This is a genomic window from Bradyrhizobium sp. NP1 (genome assembly GCF_030378205.1).
GTDB lineage: Bacteria > Pseudomonadota > Alphaproteobacteria > Rhizobiales > Xanthobacteraceae > Bradyrhizobium.
Genome location: NZ_CP127385.1, coordinates 5,451,056 through 5,470,985 on the forward strand (window position 1 = coordinate 5,451,056; position 19,930 = coordinate 5,470,985).

Sequence of the window (19,930 nt, forward strand, 5' to 3'; positions counted from 1 at the left end):
GCGCCTTACGCCGCACGGGCCGCGACCTGGGGCAGCGGCTCAACGCGAGGCACGGGGTCGGTCCAGGTGATGATCTCGAAGCTACCGTCCTCGTGCTCGGCAAGCGCGGTGCAGCTCTCGACCCAGTCGCCGCAATTCATGTAGCGGATGCCGTGCTCGTCGCGGATGACCGCGTAGTGGATGTGGCCGCAGATCACGCCGTCGGCGCCATGCCGCCGCGCCTCATTGGCCAGCGTCTTCTCGAACGCGCCGATATAGTTGACCGCGTTCTTCACCTTCAGCTTGGCCCATTGCGACAGCGACCAGTAGGGCACGCCGAACATGCGGCGGAAGAAATTGACGAACCGGTTGACCTGGATCGCGAAGTCGTAGGCCTTGTCGCCGAGATGGGCGAGCCAGCGCGCATTCTGCACCACGAGGTCGAAGATGTCGCCGTGGATCACCAGATAGCGCTTGCCATCGGCGCCGGTGTGGACGGTGTTTTCCACCACGTCGATGCCGCCGAAATGCGTGCCGTAATAGTTGCGCAGGAACTCGTCGTGATTGCCGGGAACGTAGACCAGCTTCGCGCCCTTGCGCGCCTTGCGCAGCATCTTCTGCACGACGTCGTTGTGCGATTGCGGCCAGTACCAGTTCGACTTCAGCGCCCAGCCGTCGACGATGTCGCCGACGAGATAGATGGTGTCGGCATCGTGGATGCGGAGAAAGTCCAGCAATTTTTCGGCTTGCGAGCCGCGGGCGCCGAGATGGACGTCGGAGATAAACAACGTGCGAAAGCGTCGTTCCGGGCTTTCGTCACTCAAGGCTTCGCTACCACCCATGCGCGGCACCTAACAGATTCCCATGACAGGTCGATGACGACGACTGAAGCCACGGATGGAACCGTTAACGTTCATCCAGAAGGCGCGCGAATCAGTCCCCGTTCGCGTCATGCGGCAAATAGCAGCGCTGCGCGACAATCAGGCGACAGGCCGCGCGCGATCCCCGTCATTGCATGACCATCCACAATGCGCCGCCACATCGCATCGAGGGCGCCGCGTTTTTTCGAGAATTGAAAGTGGTTCCTTGATTCCAACATTCGCAAACATGCCTCTCAAAGCGGGATGCGAACGTTGGAGTCGGACCACTAGTAGAACTTGTGGAAGTGATGGACCGGCCCGCGGCCGCGGCCGACGGAGAAGCGGTCGGCGGCTGCGATCGCGCCGCTGATCCAGTCCTTGGCGTTGCGCACCGCGCTCTCCATCGCCTCGCCTTTCGCAAGCCCCGCCGCGATCGCCGACGACAGCGCGCAGCCGGTGCCATGGGTGTTTCTTGTCGCGATGCGCGGCGCGGAAAGCGCGAGCGTGCGCTTGCCATCGAAGAGATAGTCGATGCTCTCGCTGCCTTCGCCATGGCCGCCCTTGATCAGCACCGCCGAACATCCCAATGCAAGAAGCCGCCGGCCCTGCCGTTCGATCGCCGCGGGATCGGAGGCAAGGGACTCGTCGAGCAGCGCGGCCGCTTCGGGAAGATTGGGTGTGATCAGCGAGGCCAGCGGAACGAGTTGGCTGCGCAGCGCGTCGACGGCATCCGTCGCCAGCAGGCGTGCGCCTGAGGAGGCGACCATGACGGTGTCGAGCACGACATGCCTGGGCGACCACCGCTTCAGCCCGTCGGCGACGGCCACGACAGTCGCCTGCCCTGCCAGCATGCCGATCTTGACCGCTCCGATCGCGAGATCGCCGAACACGGCGTCGATCTGCGCGGTGACGAAATCCGGCGGCACCGGATGGATGCTCGCCACACCTTGCGTGCTCTGCGCCGTCAGCGCCGTGATGACCGATGCGCCGTAGACGCCAAAGGCGGCAAAGGTCTTCAGATCGGCCTGGATTCCGGCGCCGCCCGACGAGTCCGACCCGGCGATGGTGAGCGCGGCGGGCACGGTCATGGCAGGGCTTTCGCGTTTGCTGCGAGCGGGACCATGGGGTTTCCTAACGCGCCGGCTGCCGACCAGCAAGGTCGCTTGCCTTGCTGCCGCAAATTTGGCCTATTGGCAGAACCAGAGGCCCGGAGACGATCGCGATGGTTCCTTTCTTCGTTCAGATCAAGTGCAAGCTCGGCCAGTCCTATACGGTGGCCAATGCGCTTGCCGAGGCCGAGATCGCGTCTGAAATCTATTCCACGGCGGGCAACTACGATCTCCTGGTCAAGTTCTACGTCGACAAGGACACCGACATCGGCCATTTCGTCAACGAGAAGGTGCAGGTGCTTCCCGGCATCCAGGACACCTACACCATCATCACCTTCAAGGCCTTTGGCGCCAGCTAGTGATCCTTCGATTCTGACATTCGCAAACGTGCCTTCAGAAGTGGGGAGCGAATGCCAGCATCGGACCGGCCGTCCTGAGCATCGTGCCGCGCGCTCGCCGCTTTCCCGCCATTGTTCGGGCAGCAGCGAAGTGTGATTTACATTTGGTTCAGTGTTTCGGTGCATGATCGCCGGCGTTTGGCTGGGGGGCCAAGCGCCGTGGCCGCGCCATTTTGCGCCGCGACGGGTGCTGCCTAAGAGAGGCCGCCCATTTGTCCGTTGACCGATCAGCGACTGCGCGCGAGGCAACCGCGGGCCCGATGCCCTTTGGCGATCGGGTGCTGCGAACCCGCCGACGAGCGGCCGCTTGCGCCCTGCTCCTGGCGCTTGCGGGCTGCGCCCGCAGCGCGGACCCGCAGCCTGTGCTGTCCGCCCGCGCGGAGCCCGCGCCGCCGCCTTGCCCGACCGAGACGGCCCTGCTGACGCGCCAGCCGGCGCCGGACTGTGAATTCAAGGCAGCCGATTTCCGCACCGTCGATGCGGATGAGTTTGCGCGGCTCAAGCTCGCCTACGAGCGGCAATGCTATCGGCACGCCGAAAAGGTCGCGCGCGAGCGCCTCAACCGGCTGCAGGCGGTGCGGCGATGCGAGGTCAACGCCGCAGCGCGGGCCCGGCTCGAATCCGAGGCGCTGGCCAGCGCCGGGACCCCATCCGATGGCGTGCCGCCCCACCCGGTGGTGGCGGAACGTTAACGCCTATGGCGAGGCTGTCTCACCAAATGTGGCACCCGGCATGCTTTTGCCATATCGGGACCATCCTCAAGCCCAGATAATCCTTACACCCTAATACCATCGTCAATCGGAACTCCGCGGCGGGGGATTTCTGAGGGGGTAATTAGTCGCGAGTACGACCATGACGACCTTGTATGAGTTGCTTGATGCGCTTCCGAGCGATGATGCCGACGAGATAAGGGCCGCGTTCCGCAAGGCCGCCAAGGCCACCCATCCCGACACCAATCCCGATGATCCCGACGCGCCGCTGAAGTTCAGGCAGCTCGTCCGCGCGCACGAGATCCTCGGCGACGCCGAGCAGCGGGCCGCCTACGATCAGCTCCTGACCGCGGCCCTGCTCGAATCCCGCTCCAGGCAGACGCGCACGGCGATCTATGAGAGGATCCAGAAGGTCGCCTCCAGCACCATTGCGGCAACGGTGATCTCCGCCATCCTTATCGGCGGCTACACGCTGTTCGGACGGCTGTCGGAAACGCCAGCAATCGCCGAGCGGGCTGTCGGGGCCGCCGCCACGGTGCTGGCCGAGCTTGTCGCCATGCCGCCGCCGGCGCAGACCGAGGTGCCGGCAGCCGCGGCGCGGACGGATGCCATCGTGCCGGAGGAGGCCGGCACCCGCGCCGAGGCCGTCGCGCCGGCCGAGATCATCACCGTCAGCGCGCCATGGCCCGCCGATGGCGCCGAGCCGATCCGCAATATCGAGCTGCTTGCGGATTTCCGCGCCAACGATGCGCGGTCCTACCGCGCCCGCGGCATGGCCGCCTATCGCAGCGGCGACCTGTTCCGCGCGCTCGCCGATTTCGACCTGGCGATCCAGCACGATCCCCGCTCCGCCGAGGCTTACCTCGACCGCGGCATCGTGCTCTATCGCATGCGCAACTTCGACCGTGCCTATGCCGACATGGCGCACGCCAAGCGCATCGGAAGCACGAGCCACGCCAAAGTGCCGCTGCCGGTGCCGGCCCCTCGCCGGCTCACGCCGCCGATGCAGAGCCGCAATGCCTTCACGGTCGCCGCGAGCGACCGCTTCATCGACGCGCCGGCCCAGGCGCAGCCTTGGCGCCGCTGATCCAGGCGCGGCTGCCTCCCCTATTGCTTCTTCGGCGGCCGCGGCGGGCCCTCCACCGGCGGCAATGACTTCACATAATTCGCTATCGCCGCGCGGTCGTCTGCCGGCAGTTGCGACGTATTCTTGATCACGCGCACCATCGAGCCGCCGGCGCTGTCGCCGTCGGGCATCTGCCCAGTCTCCAGGAACGAGGCGATGTCCTTCTCGCTCCACTCGTCGAGACCCTTTTGCGTGATGTTCGGCACCCAGCCCTCGCCCTCCGGATTGGGGCCGCCGGCGAAACGCTGCGAGGCGATGATGCCGCCAAGGAAGTTGCGCGGACTGTGGCATTCCGCGCAATGGCCGAACCCGTTCACGAGATAGGCGCCGCGATTCCACTGCGCCGAGCGCGCAGGATTCGGCACGAACGGCTTGTCGTCCATGAACAGCAGCTTCCAGATCCCGACATTGCGGCGGATGTTAAATGGAAACGGCAGGTCGTGCGCGCGCGACCGCCCCGCGACCGGTGGCAGCGTCTTCAGGAAGGCGAAGAGGTCGCGGACATCGTCGGTCCTGACGCGCTCATAGGAGGTGTAGGGAAAGGCCGGGAAGTAATGCGCGCCTCCGGGCGAGACGCCCTTGGTCACCGCCCTCACGAACTCCGCCTCGCTCCACTTGCCTATGCCATCGGCCGGATCCGGCGAGATGTTCGGCGCGTAGAAGGTGCCGAACGGCGAAGGTATCGCAAGACCGCCTCCGAGCCGCAGGCGGTCGGGCTGGTTGGGCACGGCATGGCAGGAGGAACAGCCGCCGGCGTTGAAGATGACCTGCCCGTTGGCGGCGTCGGGCGCGCGGGCGGCCGCCGTGACCGCGAGCGCTTGCGGCGGCGCGGTGAGCCACCAATAGACGCCAAGGCCGACGGCGAGGCCCAGTACGGCAGCATAGGAAATTCGTCGCAGCATTGGCGATCCGTCGTGGTGTCGGGGCAGCTACGTTGCTAGCTTAACGGCGTGCGGGGTGACGGCTCCAGCGACCATCCGGTCAAAAAATTTTGCTGAGATTGGGCAATTTTTGGGAATAATTTTGGAGACCCAATGTTGTGAGATCGGGACCTTCGCCCACACCATGATTTAAGGTCAACAGGGAGATCGACATGACCAGGACTGTGCTAGCTGCGCTGGCGCTCGGAGCAGCGGTTGCCTATTCCGGCGCTGCATTCGCCGACAAGATGAAGGTGACGCTCGATGCCAAATCCGAAGTGCCGCCCAATACCAGCGCCGCGACCGGCACTGCCGACGTCGACTTCGACCCCGCCTCCAAGAAGCTGTCGTGGAAGATCACCTATTCCGGGCTGACGGGCCCCGCGACGGCAGCGCATTTCCACGGTCCGGGCGAGCCTGGCAAGAACGCGGGCGTTGCAGTGCCGATCTCCAATCCCGGCACAAGCCCGGTCGAAGGCAGCGCCACCTTGACCGACGCGCAGGCCGCCGATCTCGTCGCGGGCAAGTACTACATCAACTTCCACACCGCGGCCAATCCCGGCGGCGAAATCCGCGGCCAGGTGACCAAGTAAGGTGTGACCAGGTAACGAAGTCAACGCGACGAGACAGCACAATCGCTTCTCAAAACGGAAAGGGCGGACGCAGATGCGTCCGCCCTTTTTCATGCTGCCTGCAAACGGCGATCGGGTCAGCGCGATCGGCCGCTGCGCGCGCGGCGCGTCACTTCAGCTTGACGCGATAGGTCTCGTGGCAATCGGTGCACTTGGCCTGAATCGAGTCGAATGCGAGCTTGAGGCTCGCGACATCCTTGATCTTGCCCTTGACGTCGGCGATCGCCTTGACGACGGGCGGCACCTTGGAATCGAAGTCGGCCTTGTTCTGCCAGATTTTCTGTGACGCTCCATAGGTGGCGTTGACGACGTCTTGCTTGGGATTGACGGTGAAGGTGGTAGGGATCTTGGGCACGTCCGCCTCGAGCGCGACAATCGCGGCGTCGACCGCGGCCTGCTCGTAGGGGATTTCGCCCTTCACCATCTTGGCCATCACGTTGTACATGCTCTTGCCCTGAGAGCGCATCAGATTATCCTGCAAAACTGCGATATCCTGTTGCGCCATCACCGCCCCGCCACCGAGCAATACAGCTCCCGCAACGACAACCATTCGCTTCATCGGCCAATTCTCCGTCTTGAGCAGCGTTTCCAAACGAAACCGCGATCCCGCCTTCGCGGGGTCGCGGCTTGTCGATATCTAAAACCCGATTGTGACGTTTTATTCCCGCAAACAATAGGACTCAGAGGCTATGCCGGCGCTGGTGCTCGCGGATCGCGATCCAGACGCGCTCGGCGGTCGCCGGCATGTCGATGTGCTCGATCTTGTACTCGCGCCACAGGCCGTCGACGATCGCATTGACGACCGCGGGACAGGAGCCGATCGCGCCGGCCTCGCCCGCACCCTTGACGCCGAGCGGGTTGGTCTTGCAGGGCACGTTGTGGGTCTCGAAGTGGAATGACGGACCGTCGGCGGCGCGTGGCAGTGCATAGTCCATGAAGGTGCCGGTGACGAGCTGGCCATCGGCCGGGCTGTAGACCACCTGCTCCATCAGCGCCTGTCCGATGCCCTGCATGGCGCCGCCATGCACCTGCCCCTCGAGCAGCAGCGGATTGAGCGTCACGCCGAAATCATCGACGATCACATAATTGACAATCCTGATGATGCCGGTCGCGGGATCGATCTCGACCTCGGCGAGATGCGTGCCGTTCGGGTAGGTGCCGTCGGCGCTGGTGAAGGTCGCGCTGGCGTTGAGCTTCGAAGGCTCGGCGCCCGGACGCTTGGCAAGGTCGGCAAAGCCGATCGAACGATCGGTGCCGGCGACGCGAATGACGCCGTTGCTGATCTCGAGGTCGCCGACGCCGGCTTCCAGTGCCTCGGCCGCGATCTCCTTCAACTGCTTGCCGAGCTCGCGTGTGGCGCGCTCGACGCTGACGCCGCCGGTGGGAATCGAGGCGGAGCCGCCGGTGCCGAGACCGGTTGCGATCTCGTCGGTATCGCCCTGATGGATATGGACACGCTCGGGCGGCAGCCCGAACTGCTCGGCGACGAGCTGGGCATAGGCGGTCTGGTGTCCCTGCCCGCTCGACTGCGTCCCGATCAGGATGGTGACGTCGCCGTTGGGGTCGAGCCGCACGTTGGCGGTCTCCTCGCCCATGGTGCCGCAGACCTCGACGTAGCAGGCCATGCCGATGCCGCGCACGAGTCCCTGCTTCTTGGCGGCCTTGGCGCGCTTGGGAAAGTCCTTCCATTCGGCGACCTCCATCGCGCGCTTCATATGCGCGACGAAATCGCCGGAGTCGTAGACCTTGCCGGTGGCGGTCTTGTAAGGCAGCGCCTTTGGCGGGATGAAGTTCTTGCGCCGGATCGCGTCCGGCGTCATGCCGAGCTTTCGCGCAGCAGCATCGACCAGCCGTTCCACGACGTAGGCGGCCTCCGGCCGCCCCGCACCGCGATAGGCGTCGACCGGCACCGTGTTGGTGAAGACGGTGCGGACGCGGCAGTGAAAGGCCTGGATGTCGTAAAGGCCGGGCAGCATGCCGGCGCCGCCATGCGGAATGTAGGGCCCGAAGGTCGAGAGATAGGCGCCCATGTCGCCGAGCAGATCGACGTCCATGCCCAGGAACCGGCCGTCCTCGGCCAGCGCCATGCGCGCGGTCGTGACGTTGTCGCGGCCCTGCGCGTCGCCGACGAAATGCTCGGTGCGGTCCGCAGCCCAGCGGATGGTCTTCTTCAGCTTGCGCGAGGCGACAGCAAGCAGCGCATATTCACGGTAGGGAAACAGCTTGGTACCGAAGCCGCCGCCGACATCGGGGCAGATCACCCGCATCTTCTCGACCGGAATCTTCAGGATGTTCTGGCACAGGATGTCGCGCAGCCGGTGGCTGCCCTGGCTGCCGACGGTCAGCGTCAGATGATCGCGCTTGGCGTCATATTCGCAGATCGCGGCGCGCGTCTCCATGAAGCTTGCCACGACGCGCGGATTGACGATCGAGATTTCGGCGACCGCATGCGCGTTCTTGAACGCCTCTTCCGCGGCTTTCTTGTCGCCGATCGAGACGTCGAACAGCACATTGCCGGCATGCTGCGTCCAGACCTGCGGCGCACCGTTCTTCACCGCGTTCGCAACCCCGACCACCGCCGGCAGCGACGTCCAGTTGACCTCGATCGCCTCGATGGCGTCGCGGGCCTTGTCGACGCTTTCCGCGACCACGAAGGCGATGGCATCGCCGACATGGCGCACCTCGCCGGCCGCCAGGATCGGATAGGGCGGGCCCGTGAACGGATCGGTCTCCAGGTTGAACAGGCACGGCAGATCGCCGAGATCCTTGACGTCATCGGCGGTGAGAATCAGCGAAACGCCCGGAAGACTCCGGGCGCGGTTCACGTCGATGGTGTATTTCGCGTGCGCGTGCGGCGAGCGCAGCATCATCGCATGCAGCGAGGCCTGCGTGGCGTGATCGTCGGTGTAGCGGCCGAGCCCGCGGATGAGCGCGTCGTCCTCCTTGCGAAGGACGCTCTGACCGACGCCGAATTTGATGGGAGCAGCCATTGGGTCTCCAATTACCGTTCTTGGTTTTGCGTTATATTGCAGCGGTTTGCGGCGAAGCGCAAACGGCTTCTGGGAGGGACGGCCGGTCGCGGACCGCTAGCCGCGGACCAGGGAGAACAGCCATCCCCGGCCGAACAGGACGAGGACGGAAAGGCCATAGGTGAAGGCGCCTACCGCGATCAGGAAGACGAGCGTCATCTCGTCGCGGAAGCGCGCCAGCGAGGCGAAATAACTGCCGGCCAGGTGTGCCGCGAGCCAAAGCACGGCGGCGAGGATGATGCCGACAAGCGCGAATTTCCCGAGCGAGCGCATCCAGCCCCGATCGAGTTCGAGATAGCCCGAGCGCACCGAGAAGAACAGCACGAGCAGGAGATTGATCCAGGCGCCGACGGCGGTCGCCAGCGCAAGCCCGACCTGGGCGAGCGCGCCCATCAGCAGGACCTTCAATGCGACATTGACGGCGAGGCCCGTGAGCGAGGCCTTGACCGGGGTTGCGGTATCCTTGCGCGCGTAGAAGGCGGCAACCGCGCTGCGGATCGTCACGAACGGAATGAGGCCGATCGCATAGGCCGAAAGCGTGGCCGCGGCGGCCGCCGCGTCCGCGGTGGTATAGGCGCCGCGCACGAACACCGCGCGCACGATGGCATCGGGGACCGCCAGGAACGCCGCGACGAACGGCACGGTCGCAAGCAGGGTGAATTCGAAGGCGCGCCGCTGCGCCACTGCTGCTCCCAGGTGATCGCTGGCGGTGATGCGCCGCGACATTTCCGGCAGCAGCACGGTGCCGATCGCGATCCCGATCACGCCGATCGGCAACTGGTAGAGCCGCTCGGCATAATAGAGCGCCGACAGCGCGCCGGCCGGCAGGAAGGTCGCGATGATGGTGTCGGCGAAAACCGCGACCTGCGTGCCCATCGAGCCCAGCGTCGCCGGTCCAATGGCGCGGAAGAAGGCGCGCACGTCCTCGTCCAGCCGCAACGGCGCAAAGCGCGGCAGCGTGCCATGGCGGGCGAGATCGCCGGCAAGCAGGAAATATTGCAGGAAGCCGGAGATCAGGATGCCCCAGGCGGCGGCATGACCGGCGGTCGGGAAGAATGCGGCGAGCGCCAGCGTCGCCATCATCGAGAGATTGAGGAAGATCGAGGCGGCCGCAGCGGTGGCAAAGCGGTGCATCACGTTGAGCATGCCGCCATAAAGCGTGACCAGCGTGATCAGCAGCAGATAGGGAAAGGTGATGCGCGTCAGCTCGACCGCAAGCTGCCGCTGCGCGGCGTCGTCGGTGAAGCCCGGCGCGAGCACCCGCAAGGCCTGCGGCATGAAGGCCCAGGCCGCGACCAGCAGCACCAGCTGCGAGACGAACAGCAGCGTGAAGATGCGGTCGGCGAACAGTCTTGCCGAGGCCTCGCCGCGCTCGCCCTGGACATGGGCATAGGCCGGGATGAAGGCGGTGTTGAACGCGCCCTCGGCGAAGATCGCGCGAAAATTGTTGGGCAGCCGCCAGGCGACCAGGAACGCGTCCGCGATCGGCCCTGCGCCCAGGATCGCGGCGAGCATGATGTCGCGCGCGAGTCCCGTGATGCGCGAAAGCAGCGTGTAGCCGCCGACGGTAAAGATGCGCCCAAGCATGCGATGCTTCTACAGCATGATCCGGAAAAATCGATGTTCGTGTCCCGAATAGATCATGCCACGGCAAAAAACCAAAGTGCGATGGCGCTTCAAGGCATCCATCGCGCTCCGGCGCACACCATCAACTCAAAGCGGCCGAAATCAGCCCGCAATGGCGCCACGCACCGCCTCGATGATGCGCGCCTGCGTCGCCTCGTCGAGATAGGCGTGCATCGGCAGGCTGATGACGTCCTCCGACAGCCGCTCGCTGACCGGCACGCCGCCCTCGGCCACCGGGAAACCGCGATAGGCCTGCTGCTGGTGCATCGATTTCGGGTAATAGATCGCGGTCGGAACGCCCTGCGCCTTCAGCGCGGCGGCGAATTCGTCGCGGTTGGTGCCCCTGGGCAGGCGGATGGTGTATTGCGCCCAGACCGAGGTGCAGCCCTCGGCAAGCCGCGGCACGGTCACGACGTTGCCGAGCCCGCGCGCATAGCGCTCCGCCACCCTGTTGCGCGCCGCGATCTCGTCCTCGAAGATCTTCAGCTTCTCGATCAGGATCGCCGCCTGCATGGTGTCGAGACGAGCGGTGAGCCCGATGCGGACGTTGTCGTACTTGTCCGAGCCCTGGCCGTGGACGCGGATGCTGCGCAGCGTTTCGGCGAGGTTCGCGTCATCGGTGAAGATCGCGCCGCCGTCGCCAAAGCAGCCGAGCGGTTTCGCGGGGAAGAAGCTCGTCGCTGTCGCAAGCCCGAAGGTGCCGAGGCGCCGCCCCTTGTAGCTCGCGCCAAAGCCTTGGGCAGCGTCATCAAGCACGAACAGCCCCTCCTCGGCCGCGACGCCGGCGACCGCATCATGGTCGGCGCTCTGTCCGAACAGGTCGACCGGGATCACCGCGACGGGCTTGAGCCCGCGCTGCCGCGCGCTCGCAATGCCCCGCCGCAGCGAGTGGACATCGATATTGAAGGTCTGCTCCTCGACGTCGACGAAAACGGGCGTCGCGCCGGTCAGCGCCACGGCCTCGCCGGTCGCGCAGAAGGTGAAGGTCGGGCACAGCACCGCATCGCCCTCGCCCACGCCTTTGGCCATCAGCACCATCAGCAGCGCGTCAGTGCCGCTGGCACAGGTGACGACGTGCCGGGCGCCGGAGAATTTCGCCAGCGCGGCCTCGAGCTCGGCGACCTCGGGGCCGTTGATGAACTGGCAGTGGGCCAGCACCTTGGCGACCGCCTCGTCCAGCGTCTTGCCGAGCCGGCGGCGCTGCGAGGCAATATCGATGAAGGGAACGGGCTCAGGACGCAGGTGCTGGTTCATGGTGCCTTGCAGAGGTTGGGACGACATTGCTCGACCGCTATCTTGCTGAGCATGGCCTGGCCGGAAAGCCGGTCCCGCTTTTCCGGGCCATGCGCTAGCCGACAACCTTGCGGGGCCCCTTGCGGGCGGGCGCAGTCGCAGCCGGCCTGGCGGGCGTTTCGAGGCAGCGAGTGGCGATCTCGAGGCTGGCCACGCCCTCATCGCCGGTTACCGCCGGCACCGCATTGGTGCGCACGGCATGAAGGAACGCAATCAGCTCGGCGCGCAGCGGCTCGTCATGGCCGACGGGAAGATGACGCATCGAATAGCTGCCGTCCGGCTTGAAGCCGAAGCACTCGGTGACCTGCCGAGTCAGGAGATCGCCCATCACATATTTGCCGCGGGTCGCGACCGTGACGTTGCGCGCCTTGAACGGCGTCAGCCAGTTGGTGTTGATGTGGGCGAGCACGCCGGATTCAGTGCGGAACTGCAGCAGCGCGATGTCCTCGCGCTCGGCCACCGCGCTGGAAAGTTGCGGCTGCACCTCGACGATGTCGGATTCGGTGAACCAGCGGATCAGGTCGATGTCGTGGACGGCGAGATCGATCACGACGCCGACATTGGACATGCGCGGCGGGAACGGGCCGACGCGGGTGATGGCGATCGAAAGGATGTCCTCGCCCGAGATCGCCTGCTTGATCGCGGCGACCGCCGGGTTGAAGCGCTCGACATGCCCGACCATCAGCGTGACGCCGGCACGCTGCGCGGCGGCGACGATCTCCCGTCCCTCCTCGACCGTGGAGGCGATCGGCTTTTCGACCAGCACATGGATGTTGCGCGCGATGCAGGCGAGCGCGACCTCGTGATGCAGGTGGGTGGGCGCGGCCACCGTGACGGCATCGACGCCCTCGGCGAACAGGTCGTCGAGGCTCTCGAAGGTGCGGCAGCCGGTCAGCTCGGTCGCGCGGGTACGGTGCGCCGGCAGCGGATCGACGACGCCGACCAGATCGATGTCGGGCAGCCCCGCCAGCACGCGCGCATGATTGCTGCCCATCACACCCGCGCCGATCACGCCGACGCGAAGCGGATGTTTCGCGCCTGCCTCAATCCCCGATGAGGACTTTCCCACACTCATGCGCCGACCCCGAACGTCCCATGCAAACTACCCCGGGCGCTTCCTAGCATGCCGTCACAGATGTGGCGAATGCCGAGAGGCGTTCCCGGACACGATTTGATTCAAAACATTACAACGCCTGGTCGTGGGATTTTCGGGCGAAAATAGCCCGAAATGCAGGCAAGTTCGAACCTGGTGTCCCGGTTCTGACATTCGCATCATTTTGCGGAGCCACGTTTGCGAATGTCAGAACCAAAGGGACACTAGCAAACATAAGATTCTAGTGTGGCTCTGGCTCTGACGTTCCTTTGAGGAATGTGCTGCGAAAGTGAAAGGAACGTCAGAGCCGCCACACTAGGTGATTCGCGGCAACGGGCCTTACGACCGCCGGTAGTCATCCTCGATGCGGATGATGTCGTCCTCGCCGAGATAGCTGCCGGTCTGCACCTCGATCAGCTCCAGCAGGATCTTGCCGGGGTTTTCCAGCCGGTGCACCGCGCCGATCGGGATATAGATCGATTGGTTCTCGTGCACGGTCTTGACGTCCTCGTTGACGGTGACGCGCGCCGCGCCCCGCACCACGATCCAGTGCTCGGAGCGGTGGTAGTGCTTCTGCAGCGACAGCCGCTGCCCCGGCTTGACGATGATCCGCTTGACCTGGTGGCGCTCGCCATTGTCGACCGACTGATAGCTGCCCCAGGGACGGTGCACCTTGAGATGATCCTCGGTGACTTGTGGCGCCACCGTCTTCAGTTTCGCGACCAGCCGCTTCAGCCCGTTGGCGTCCTTCTGGCGCGACACCAGCACGGCATCCTGCGTCGCCACCACCACCAGATCGTCGACGCCTTCCAGCGCCACCAGCGCCTTGTCGGTCACGACGTTGCAGTTGCGGGAATCCTCGAACACGCCGGCGCCGCGCGCCGCATTGCCCTGCGCGTCCTTGTCCGACAATTCCCACACCGCGTGCCAGGAGCCGACGTCCGACCAGCCGCAGGAAACCGGCACCACGGCCGCGCGCGCGGTCTTTTCCATCACCGCATAGTCGATCGAGATCGCCTTGGCCGCGCCGAAGGCCTGCGGCTCCAGCGTGACGAAGCCGAGGTCGCGCCCGGCCCGGGCGACCGCGTCGGTCACCGCCTGCACGCTGTCGGGATCGAGCTTGCCGTATTCGTCGAGCAGCACGGCGGCACGGAACATGAAGTTGCCGCTGTTCCAGAGATAGCCGGCCTTGAGGTATTCGGCGGCCTTGGCCTGGTCCGGCTTCTCGACGAACTTCGCAACCGCGCGCACGGCGCCGGCAACCGTCTCGCCGGGATTGATGTAGCCATATTCGGTCGCCGCGCGCTCCGGCTTGATGCCGAAGGTCACGATCCGCCCCTGCTCCGCTGCCGCCAGCCCTTCGCGGCAGGCCGCGATGAAGGAAGCGGTGTCGCGCACCACGTGGTCGGCGGCAAGCGCCAGCACCACCGCCTCCTCGTCGCGCGATCGGGCAAACACCGCGCCGGCGGCGATCGCAGGACCGGAATCCCGCCGTGCCGGCTCCAGCAGCACGTCGGCCTCGATGCCGATCTCGGCGAGCTGCTCCAGCACCATGAAGCGATAGGCGGCATTGGTGATGACGATCGGCCGTTCGAACAGCGCCGGATCGGACACCCGTGCCAGCGTATCCTGGAACGTCGAGCGCGCGCCGAACAGCGGCAGGAACTGCTTGGGACGCACCTCGCGCGAGGCCGGCCACAACCGCGTCCCGGCGCCGCCGCACATGATCAGGGGAATGATTTTTCGCGTCATGGCGGTCTGTTCACTGGATTGCGTGATAGTCACGATACCACGACACGAAGCGGGCGACGCCCTCCTCGATGGTCGTGGATGGGCGGAAACCGATATCGCGGGCAATGTCCTCGATGTCGGCATAGGTGGCCGGGACATCGCCGGGCTGCATCGGCAGCAGCTCTTTTTTGGCCGGCCGGCCGAGCTCCTTCTCCAGCAGCGAGACGACGTGCATCAGCTCCTCTGGCCGATTGTTGCCGACATTGTAGATTTTCCATGGCGCCGCGCTGCTCGCGGGATCGGGCTTGTCCCCGCTCCAGGCCGGATTGGGTTGCGGCGGACGATCGATCAGCCGCACGACGGCGTGGGCGACATCGTCGACATAGGTGAAGTCGCGCCGCATCTTGCCGTGGTTGAACAGCTTGATCGGGCTGCCCTCGATAATGGCCTTCGTAAACAGGAACATCGCCATGTCGGGCCGGCCCCAGGGACCGTAGACCGTGAAGAAGCGAAGGCCGGTCGCCGGAATCCGATAGAGGTGGCTATAGGCATGGGCCATCAGCTCGTTGGCCTTCTTCGTGGCTGCGTAGAGGCTGATCGGATGATCGACATTATCGTGGACGGAAAACGGCAGCCTGGTGTTGGCGCCGTAGACCGAGGAGGATGACGCGAACACGAGGTGCTCGCAGCCATGATGGCGGCAGCCCTCCAGCACGTTGACAAAACCCTCGAGATTGGCGTCGACATAGGCGTGCGGATGCTCCAGCGAATAGCGCACGCCGGCCTGCGCGGCGAGATGGATCACGCGGGGGAACCGGTGCTGCTGGAACAGCGCCTTGATGGCCGCGCGATCGGTGAGGTCGACACGGGCGAACTGGAAGCGAGGGTTGCGCTTGAGGATTTCAAGCCGCGACTGTTTCAAGGCCGGGTCATAGTAACTGCTGAGATTGTCGAGGCCGAAGACATCATGCCCGGATTCCAGCAACTGGCGAGCGACGTGCAAGCCGATGAAGCCCGCCGCACCGGTCACCAAAATTGTCCCTTTCGAGCCCATTTCTCGCGGTACCAGGTCGATTATTGCCAGCCGAACGGGCCTGTTTAGCCACTATATCGAGCGGCTCGCAATAGGTGATGCCGACTATTGCCAGATTGCGTTTGACGCCATACCAAGTCGCCGACGCGGCGACCGTGCTGCGCCTTTCTGAACAAGAACGGGCAAGATGCGCCGAATTCTGCTCTCCACGCTCAAGATACTGGTTTCGGCGGCCCTGCTTTACCTCGCGCTAAAGAAGGTCGACCTTCGCGAGCTTGCCGCTCGCCTGACCAATATCGCGAGCCTCGGCTGGATCGTGATGGCGATCGCCGCGACGTTTGCCCAGATCGCCTTCGGCGTCCTGCGCTGGCGCGAGATCAGCGCCGAATGCGGCGCGCCGCTGGCGATCGGACAGGCCATGCGGTTCAACCTGATCGGAACGTTCTTCAATCAAACTCTGCCATCCTCGATCGGAGGCGACGCGGTCCGGCTCTGGCTGGTGGCGCGCAACGGCGCGGGATGGCGCGCGGCCACCTATTCGATCTTTATCGACCGCGCCGTCGGACTGATCGCGCTCGCGATCGTGATCGTCGCCAGCCTGCCCTGGAGCTACCGGCTGATCGACGACCCGCAGGGCCGGTCCGCGCTGCTGTTCATCGATTTCGCCGCGCTGGCCGGAGGCCTCGGATTCCTGGTTTTCGGCAAGCTGCAATGGCCGTGGCTGAAGCGCTGGTGGGGCACGCATCACCTTCACGCCTGCGCGGTCATTGCCAACCGCGTGCTGTTCAGCCGCACGCGCGGTCCCAGGGTCGTGGCCTTGTCGCTGACCGTGCACGTCCTTACCGTCGTGATCGCCTGGTGCGTCGTGCAGGCGATCGCGGCGCCGGTGACATTCGGCCAGGTCTTCCTGCTCGTTCCGCCGGTCATCCTCATCACGATGCTGCCGATCTCGATCGCGGGCTGGGGCGTGCGCGAAGCGACGATGGGACTGGCGTTCGGCTATGCGGGCCTGATGGCCAACGAAGGCGTGAATGTTTCCCTGCTGTTCGGAGCGGTTGCCTTTCTCGTCGGCGCGTTCGGCGGGCTGGTGTGGATATTCAGCGCCGAAAAGGCGGAGCGGCCTTCGATTCCGATCCAAGTTCCTGAATAGGACTGCCGGAAGCCAGACCGATGAACGCCACCGGAATCCTGACGGTCCTGTTCGCGATCGCCGTTGCGGCGGCGATTTCGGCATGCCTCATCAGGCTGCTGTTGCCGCTGTTGCAACGCCATGCGCTGACCGCGCCGAACGCGCGCTCGTCGCACACCGTCCCGACGCCGCAGGGCGCAGGCATTGCCGTCGTTGCAGCCACCCTGCTGTCAGCGACAGCCTGCCTTGCATGGATCGGACAGCAAGCTCCGGCCGACCTGTTTGCCGCGACCACGTTCATCGCCGTGGTCGGACTAGCCGACGATTTCAAGTCGATCCCGATCGTGCCGCGCCTTCTCCTGCAGGCGATAGCTGTCGGCGCGATCCTCCTCGCCGCACCGGCCGACCTCAGGATTTTCCCGAGCGCGCCTCTGCTGCTCGAACGCGGACTGCTGCTGCTCGGCGGCCTGTGGTTCGTGAACCTGGTCAACTTCATGGACGGGCTCGACCTCATGACGGTGTCGGAGGTCGTGCCGATCAGCGCCGCATTGGTCGTGCTTGGCGCGTCAGGGCAGCTTCCGCCTGCCGTCGCCGCGACTGCAGCCGCGCTCTGCGGCGCGATGATCGGCTTCGCGCCGTTCAACCGTCCCGTCGCCAGGATCTTCCTCGGCGATGTCGGCAGCCTGCCAGTCGGCCTGTTGCTCGGCTGGTGTCTTCTGCAACTCGCCTGGCACCAGCAACTGGCCGCAGCCATCCTGTTGCCGCTGTACTACCTGACCGATGCCACGCTGACGCTCTCGCGACGGATATCCCAGCGTCAGAAATTCTGGATTGCCCATCGCACGCATTTTTATCAACGCGCCAGCGACAACGGCTTTTCGGTGCAGCGCATTACCGGTGAGATTTTTGCGCTCAATCTCGGCCTCGGCGCGCTCGCCATCGCGTCAACGCAAACGCAGTCTGTCGCAATGCGTGCCGCGCTCGTATTGACCGGATGCGTTGCCGTCGCCTGGGTGCTGCTCCGCTTCTCGCGGCGAAGGCGCTGCTGAGGCCATCGAGGCCCCTTTCGCGCGATCACAAAACCATCAGCTTCGTTGCGGCTGCGCCAGTGCGGCGCGCAGCGCGGCGTCAAGTGTAAGCTCCGGCCGCCAACCGGTTGCGAGCGCCCTAGAGAGATCGAGCTCCATTGAGCCGATCAGGCTGTCGCCGGCCTCGGCACGCCCGGCCAGCTTCAGCGCCATCCGTAACATTGGCAGCGGCAAGGCGACCAGCCGCGCCGACCGGCCCACCGCCGTCGCAATGCGTGTTGCGAATTCCGGTGTCGAGATCTGTTCGGCATCCGCCACCAGGAAGATCTCGTATCCGGTCTGCGCGCTGGCCAGCCGGCCTGTAACAAAGGACGCAAGGTTGTGAACGCTGAGGAACGCGCGACGGTTGCGGATCGAGGCCAGCGGAAGCGGAACCCCGCGCCGTATCGCCCTGACAAGCAGTTCGAAATTGCCGCGCGCGCCGGCACCGTAGATCAAAGGCGGCCGGATCACCGTGACGGCCATGGCCGAATTCGCCGCAATCTCCTTGAGGCCGTTCTCGGCCTCGGCCTTCGAGCGTCCATAGACCCCGCGCGGCGTCATGGCATCCGTTTCCCGAAACGGCGCGCGGCCATCGGTGGTGCTGCCGTTGACGAGGATCGTGCTGACATGGATGAAGCGGCGAACGCCCGCCGCCGCGGCGGATCGCGCAAGCTGCAAGGTGCCGTCGGTGTTGACCGCGCGGTAGAGGTCGGCCTGCCCCTCCTCGCCCGGATGATGGGCGCGGCCGGCGAGGTGCAGCACCGCCTCGACCCCGGTCAGCGCCGCCCGCCAATCTGTCCGCGCATCGATTTCCCCGACGACAACCTCGTCTGCGCAAGCTCGCGGCCGGCGCGCCGCGCAGCGGACCTTCCAGCCGTGGCTGGCGAGGAACGGCACGAGATGACCGCCGACGAAGCCACTTGCGCCGGTCACGAGCACCCTCGGCCGCTCGTCCTTCATCGCCCCGGCTCCGTTTGCTTCCCTTCACCCAGCAGCCGTTCAACCACCGCGGCATAGCCTGCCATCGCATGTTGCAGGCTGAACCTTTGCGCAACGGCGACGGCGCGCTCGGGCAGCGAAGGATCGTCGGCGCGGGACGCGGCGCGTATCGCGCGGGCCAGGTCCTGCGCCACGGCCGGTTGCACGACCCAGCCGAGCCTGTTCTCCGTCAGGATCAGTGCTGCCTCGGCATCGGGCTCGGAAACGAGAATCACGGGGCGTCCCACGGCCAGCAGGTTATAGAACCGGCTCGGCACCGAGACGCCGGCGACATCCCGGCGATAGGGAATGAGCCAGACATCCGCGGCGGAGAGGAATTGCTCGAGCTGCGTCTCCTCGACGCGATCCACCAGGGTGACATTCACAAGTCCGGCCTGCGCCTGCATCTCCTTCAGGCGTTCGAAGCCGACCCCCCAACCCGACAGCAGAAAATGAATCCCGGCATCGCCCGCGAGCATCCGCGCGGCCTCGAAGACAATGTCCGGATCGTGCGTGAAGCCGAGATTGCCGGAGAGACCGACGACAAAGCGCACCGGCGACGGCGGACGATAGGGGTTGTCCGAACCGGACGGCCGAACGGCGGGCGCGAGCGTCGCCCAGTTCGGGATGAAGCTGATCTTGTCGGCGCGCAGTCCCCGGTAGCGCAACAGCAGCCGCTCGGCGTCCCGTCCGATCGTGATGATCGAATCCAGGGCTCGGAACGTGAACCTGTTCACACCGCGCAGCGCCATGGCGAGCAACGATTTCGGCCGCAGCAGACCGGCTGCCACCAGAACCTCCGGATAGAGGTCATGCAGGATGAGCACGGAACGCGCCCGCTTCAGCTTCGCGGCAGCGACGACAGCGTAGGGCAACAGGAAGGGTGCCGTGACCGCGATCGCCACGTCGCCGCGCTGCAGGCGCCGCACGAGCCTGACGAATACGCGCACCGCAAAGGAGGCCTCGATGACGGCGCGCCGGATCAGCGCAGCCTTGGCGGCGAGCTGATTCCTGACCTCCTCGATGACCGCGCGGCGGGCTGGCGCGCCGTCGTTGGTTGCCGAGCCGGGGGTTCCCGAAAGCACGAGCACGGGCCAGCGCATCGCCAGATGCTCGGCGATCTCGGACATGATCGATGCGGTCGTGCTGCGATCCGGCGGGTAATGTTGGCTGACGACGACGACTTTGGCGGGCGCGCGCATCAGCCCTTCACC

At 65.4% G+C, this 19,930-nt stretch carries 18 protein-coding genes; 6 read left to right on the forward strand and 12 right to left on the reverse strand.

The window, feature by feature from the left end; all coding sequences use genetic code 11:
- Positions 1 to 5 precede the first annotated feature (5 nt).
- Both QOU61_RS26480 and thiD read right to left on the reverse strand, forming a co-directional pair.
- A complete protein-coding gene (locus QOU61_RS26480; protein ID WP_289654158.1) occupies positions 6 to 821 on the reverse strand; it encodes a UDP-2,3-diacylglucosamine diphosphatase in 816 nt (271 codons plus the stop codon).
- Between the two features lie 305 nt (positions 822 to 1,126).
- Positions 1,127 to 1,927, reverse strand: coding sequence for a bifunctional hydroxymethylpyrimidine kinase/phosphomethylpyrimidine kinase (gene thiD / locus QOU61_RS26485; protein ID WP_289654159.1), 801 nt, complete (start codon positions 1,925 to 1,927; stop codon positions 1,127 to 1,129).
- A 134-nt stretch (positions 1,928 to 2,061) separates the two neighbouring features.
- Here thiD and QOU61_RS26490 point away from each other — a divergent pair, with 134 nt between their 5' ends.
- From QOU61_RS26490 to QOU61_RS26500, 3 genes are all read left to right on the forward strand, one after another.
- Positions 2,062 to 2,307, forward strand: coding sequence for an Lrp/AsnC ligand binding domain-containing protein (locus tag QOU61_RS26490; RefSeq protein WP_289654160.1), 246 nt, complete (start codon positions 2,062 to 2,064; stop codon positions 2,305 to 2,307).
- A 401-nt stretch (positions 2,308 to 2,708) separates the two neighbouring features.
- On the forward strand, positions 2,709 to 3,038 hold the full coding sequence (locus QOU61_RS26495; RefSeq protein ID WP_289654161.1) for a hypothetical protein: 330 nt from the start codon (positions 2,709 to 2,711) through the stop codon (positions 3,036 to 3,038).
- Between the two features lie 160 nt (positions 3,039 to 3,198).
- Positions 3,199 to 4,143 (forward strand): DnaJ domain-containing protein, encoded by a 945-nt coding sequence (locus tag QOU61_RS26500; RefSeq protein ID WP_289654162.1) that lies wholly within the window; start codon positions 3,199 to 3,201, stop codon positions 4,141 to 4,143.
- Between the two features lie 20 nt (positions 4,144 to 4,163).
- Here the strand turns inward: QOU61_RS26500 and QOU61_RS26505 are convergent, their stop codons facing one another.
- Positions 4,164 to 5,084 carry a c-type cytochrome gene (locus tag QOU61_RS26505; protein WP_289654163.1) on the reverse strand — a complete coding sequence of 307 codons (921 nt, stop codon included), beginning with the start codon at positions 5,082 to 5,084 and terminating at the stop codon, positions 4,164 to 4,166.
- Positions 5,085 to 5,275: 191 nt separating this feature from the next.
- On the opposite strand from QOU61_RS26505, the gene QOU61_RS26510 reads away from it, so the two are divergent.
- The gene (locus QOU61_RS26510) at positions 5,276 to 5,695 is read left to right on the forward strand and encodes a CHRD domain-containing protein (RefSeq protein WP_289654164.1); all 420 of its coding nucleotides are present in this window, start codon (positions 5,276 to 5,278) and stop codon (positions 5,693 to 5,695) included.
- A 148-nt stretch (positions 5,696 to 5,843) separates the two neighbouring features.
- Here QOU61_RS26510 and QOU61_RS26515 read toward each other — a convergent pair whose 3' ends face one another.
- The 7 genes from QOU61_RS26515 to QOU61_RS26545 form a co-directional block, all read right to left on the reverse strand.
- Positions 5,844 to 6,293 (reverse strand): cytochrome c, encoded by a 450-nt coding sequence (locus tag QOU61_RS26515; RefSeq protein WP_289654165.1) that lies wholly within the window; start codon positions 6,291 to 6,293, stop codon positions 5,844 to 5,846.
- A gap of 121 nt (positions 6,294 to 6,414) precedes the next feature.
- Entirely contained in the window at positions 6,415 to 8,724 is a 2,310-nt protein-coding gene (locus tag QOU61_RS26520; RefSeq protein ID WP_289654166.1) for a xanthine dehydrogenase family protein molybdopterin-binding subunit, read from the reverse strand.
- A 96-nt stretch (positions 8,725 to 8,820) separates the two neighbouring features.
- Positions 8,821 to 10,350, reverse strand: a complete 1,530-nt coding sequence (gene murJ, locus QOU61_RS26525) for a murein biosynthesis integral membrane protein MurJ (RefSeq protein ID WP_289654167.1) — start codon at positions 10,348 to 10,350, stop codon at positions 8,821 to 8,823.
- Positions 10,351 to 10,491: 141 nt separating this feature from the next.
- Positions 10,492 to 11,643 carry a DegT/DnrJ/EryC1/StrS family aminotransferase gene (locus QOU61_RS26530; protein ID WP_289654168.1) on the reverse strand — a complete coding sequence of 384 codons (1,152 nt, stop codon included), beginning with the start codon at positions 11,641 to 11,643 and terminating at the stop codon, positions 10,492 to 10,494.
- Between the two features lie 94 nt (positions 11,644 to 11,737).
- Complete coding sequence (locus QOU61_RS26535; protein WP_289654169.1) at positions 11,738 to 12,757, reverse strand: Gfo/Idh/MocA family protein; 1,020 nt, start codon at positions 12,755 to 12,757, stop codon at positions 11,738 to 11,740.
- 357 nt (positions 12,758 to 13,114) lie between these two features.
- Positions 13,115 to 14,527, reverse strand: a complete 1,413-nt coding sequence (locus tag QOU61_RS26540; RefSeq protein WP_289654170.1) for a mannose-1-phosphate guanylyltransferase/mannose-6-phosphate isomerase — start codon at positions 14,525 to 14,527, stop codon at positions 13,115 to 13,117.
- 10 nt (positions 14,528 to 14,537) lie between these two features.
- Positions 14,538 to 15,560, reverse strand: coding sequence for an NAD-dependent epimerase (locus QOU61_RS26545; protein WP_289654171.1), 1,023 nt, complete (start codon positions 15,558 to 15,560; stop codon positions 14,538 to 14,540).
- A gap of 166 nt (positions 15,561 to 15,726) precedes the next feature.
- On the opposite strand from QOU61_RS26545, the gene QOU61_RS26550 reads away from it, so the two are divergent.
- Together QOU61_RS26550 and QOU61_RS26555 are read left to right on the forward strand one after the other, a co-directional pair.
- Entirely contained in the window at positions 15,727 to 16,689 is a 963-nt protein-coding gene (locus tag QOU61_RS26550) for a lysylphosphatidylglycerol synthase transmembrane domain-containing protein (protein WP_289654172.1), read from the forward strand.
- A 20-nt stretch (positions 16,690 to 16,709) separates the two neighbouring features.
- Positions 16,710 to 17,717 carry an MraY family glycosyltransferase gene (locus tag QOU61_RS26555; protein WP_289654173.1) on the forward strand — a complete coding sequence of 336 codons (1,008 nt, stop codon included), beginning with the start codon at positions 16,710 to 16,712 and terminating at the stop codon, positions 17,715 to 17,717.
- Positions 17,718 to 17,753: 36 nt separating this feature from the next.
- Here QOU61_RS26555 and QOU61_RS26560 read toward each other — a convergent pair whose 3' ends face one another.
- Together QOU61_RS26560 and QOU61_RS26565 are read right to left on the reverse strand one after the other, a co-directional pair.
- On the reverse strand, positions 17,754 to 18,698 hold the full coding sequence (locus QOU61_RS26560; protein WP_289654174.1) for an NAD-dependent epimerase/dehydratase family protein: 945 nt from the start codon (positions 18,696 to 18,698) through the stop codon (positions 17,754 to 17,756).
- The gene (locus tag QOU61_RS26565; protein ID WP_289654175.1) at positions 18,695 to 19,918 is read right to left on the reverse strand and encodes a glycosyltransferase family 4 protein; all 1,224 of its coding nucleotides are present in this window, start codon (positions 19,916 to 19,918) and stop codon (positions 18,695 to 18,697) included. The genes QOU61_RS26560 and QOU61_RS26565 overlap by 4 nt, the downstream gene beginning before the upstream one ends.
- Between the last annotated feature and the right edge of the window lie 12 nt (positions 19,919 to 19,930).